Raw genomic sequence first — 3,061 nt, 5'->3', positions numbered from 1 at the left:
TCCTCGGCACGGTGCACAACCTCAACAAGCTCATCAACCACACGTCCAAGAAGGGCTCTTGACTTTCACCGGGCAGGAGCCGTGCGACAGCCTCGTGGCCTTCGGCCGGAGGTGCCGAAAGTCGCGACTGACTCGTGCGGGGGTGAGTCTGTCGGGCGGGACCGGCTTCTCCCACGGCCGCCGGAGGTCTGCCGCCAGCGGGCGGGCGAGCCGGAGCTGGGTGAAGACGGCGACGATCAGCCAGGTCCAGCGGTCGGCGGCTTCGGGGGTGCGGATCTTCGGGCAGGTCCAGCCCAGGGTCTGTTTGAACAGGCGGAAGGTGTGCTCGATGTCGAAGCGTCGCAGAAACGCCTGCCACAGACGGTTGATGTCGGCTGTGGTGGCGTCGGTGCCCGACCACCACAGCCACACCGGCTTCGGCGTCGCACCGCTGGGCAGGTACTCGACCTGCAGGCGGATCACGGTCCCCTCGATCACCGGCAGGGCGCCCAGCTGGGCAGTCCAGGCCGAACGGTGGGTCAGTCGCGGATGGAGCCGGTCCCAGGCCCGGACGGTGGCGGTGCCGTAGAGACGGGTTGCGGTCACCGTTTGCGCGTCGGGGATGTTCCAGGTGGTGGGGTCACCGAAGGCGAACTCGCCGCCATGGCGGGGCGGACGGCCCCGGACGCCGGGCTCGCGGGGCGGTGCCGCACGGCGCAGGACACGGTCCGAACGCATCCGGCCCAGCACCTGCACCGGCAGATCCTTCAGCAGGAAGGCCAGGCGAGGCACGTCATATCCGGCATCCACCACGATCAGGATCTGCGGGTCGGTGTCCTTCCACTGCCCGGCCGCGATCAGCCGCTCGACAAGTTCACGCATCTGCCCGGCCGTGACGGTGGCAGCGTCGTCGCCCGGTGCCAGCCGCAGCGCGTCCAGCGGCGCGGTCCACGAGGTACGTCCCGTCTCCAGTGCGCAGATCACTGAGTACGGCCAGCCGGGAACGGGAATGTGCTGGTCCTTGCCCCGCCCGTAGGTGTGGCACAGGATCCGCTGCGGTGAGGTGTGCGCGCTGGGCCGCAGCCAGCAGGTGATGTCGGCGGCCAGGACCAGCCGTCCGTCCGCCGCCCGCGGCAGCGGCACCTCCGCCAGGGCCCGCCGCAGCCGGGCCACATCGACCTGGCCCGCAGCCAGGGCGTCGTAGAGCCCACCGTGCCCGCGACGGTGCTCGCCCACCAGCGACAGCTCCACCAGCGACCGGACCGGACCATCCGCGCACAACACGGCGTCCGCGAGTTCGAACAACGCGTCCGCACGCCGGGTCAGACAGGAGTAGAACGCACCCCGGAAGCGTGACAGTTCCGCAAACGGATCCTGCCGGACGACGTGATGCAGCAGACTCATCCCCACGGCCTTCGTGCTGAGCGTTGTGTGTTCCTTGGTCGGATCACATGCTCAGCCGAAGGCCGCCTACATGCACGGCAGTTACCAGACCGAGTGATCAAGTAAGAGAAGCCGTTCGACACCCCAGGTTAAAGATCAAGTTAGCCACCCCCCTGGGCACCCCACACTTTCCGGTGCTCGGTCCGTGGCGCCCACGCGCGGAGCAATTGTCAAAGCCTGTGGATCGGCGGGGAGAGGGTCCAGGGCGCTGGGACCTTGCCGAAGATCGTCCCTCCCGGACGATCGGTGTCCCGGGGTCGGGCTCAACCGGATGCGAGCCGCGGCTGTGCGTGAGAGCCTGAAAAGGAAGGTGCCGATGAACGACACAACGTCGCGCAGCCCGACGGCCTAGGTGGGCGACGGCCGGACCAACGTCCAGGCCGGTTCAACCTGACCACGACTTCGCCCGTTCTTCGTAGCGAAGTTCACCTCGCTCCACCAGTCGACGGGTCTGTCCATCGCTTCGAGGTGCACCAGGATGCCAACGCTGCTCCACCCCCGCCATGCTCAAGGCATCGATGAGGTCAGGTCACTTGAGGCCTCACTCGCGTCATCCAGGCCTGAGCCCCGGACCGCCGACGATGTCGGCACAGGGTTCGTCGAACGGCTCCAGGCCGACGCCGTACGCCGGCAGAAGCAGTTCGAGCACGACGCCGGGTTGGCGCGTCCCGTCGTGGACCGACTCCTGGACGTTCCCGACCTGCGGGAGGCCGCGAAGCCACTCGGAGCCGACCAGAAGGGGCGGCTGGAGACCAAGACCGGGACCTCGTCCTCGCCCCCCGCATATGCGGCTGCGCCGCAGGACTGGCGGATGAACGCGGATGTCGACTTCGTCCTCAAGTCGCCGCCGTACGACGGGGGTTTTACGTCCGGTTCGGGCGCCGCGGTCAGTGCCGAGCATGCGACTTTCAGCCTGGACGTGCAAGCCATCGGATCTTCCGACGCGTGTTCCCTCAGCATGGGTTCCTGGTTCTTCGTCCCCCAGGACAACCCCGCCCTGCGACTCAGCACGTCGATCTACTTCAACAGGGACTGGCACCAGCAGGCGATGGGCTATGTCGCACACAGCCGGTTCGCGACCACGCTTCAGATCTGGGACGACACCGCCCAGACAGCGCTGCCGGCAGCCCCCATCGCACCGGGCTGGAATGACGGCGTGGGCTGGTTCGAGGCACATGGTGACCATACGGAAGGCGAGTGGATCGACGCAGACACGCACTTCCCGGCAACGGGCGGCCACTGGTACTTCATTCAGGCGGGGTTCTCCGCCTCGGTCGACGCGGACAGCGGCATCTTCGGCGTGGCTGACTCGACCATCCATGTGTCGGGGTGGCTCTCGTACCTGATGTTGGGCATCTGGTCCTGACGGAGAGACACACCTACCGCTGCGCCTTCAAGGTGCAGCGGTAGTCCGCGTGGCCTCCGAGCGCCGATACATGCGCACCAGCCCGTCATAGCTCTGCGGTTCGCCGCAGCGGCGGTCTTCGGGGACTTGCGGCACCACGGCGGCAGGATCCCCGAGGCCCGCGCCCCCGCAGCCTCCCGGCCGCGGGCGCAAGCGGCCGCCTGGGGGCGTCAGGCAGGAACGCTAGGACGCGGCGGCGGGTCTCCTCGGCCGGTACGCCGACGGTGAGGCGGC

The 3,061-nt window shown here is 68.3% G+C and carries 1 protein-coding gene and 1 pseudogene; one reads left to right on the top strand and one right to left on the bottom strand.

Annotation, left to right across the window (positions count from 1 at the left end; translation table 11 throughout):
• Nucleotides 1-48: 48 nt before the first annotated feature.
• A pseudogene (locus tag ABTZ94_RS37080) lies at nt 49-1,383 on the bottom strand (NF041680 family putative transposase); the annotation flags it as partial.
• A 517-nt stretch (nt 1,384-1,900) separates the two neighbouring features.
• Here ABTZ94_RS37080 and ABTZ94_RS37075 point away from each other — a divergent pair.
• Nucleotides 1,901-2,788 carry a hypothetical protein gene (locus ABTZ94_RS37075; RefSeq protein ID WP_351207799.1) on the top strand — a complete coding sequence of 296 codons (888 nt, stop codon included), beginning with the start codon at nt 1,901-1,903 and terminating at the stop codon, nt 2,786-2,788.
• Nucleotides 2,789-3,061: the final 273 nt, after the last annotated feature.

Origin of the sequence: Streptomyces sp. NPDC002785, from assembly GCF_040295565.1 — a bacterium.
In the GTDB taxonomy this organism is placed as follows: Bacteria; Actinomycetota; Actinomycetes; order Streptomycetales; family Streptomycetaceae; genus Streptomyces.
The sequence above is the reverse complement of the archived record's forward strand: the minus strand, read 5'-3'. Positions and strand labels throughout refer to the sequence as shown.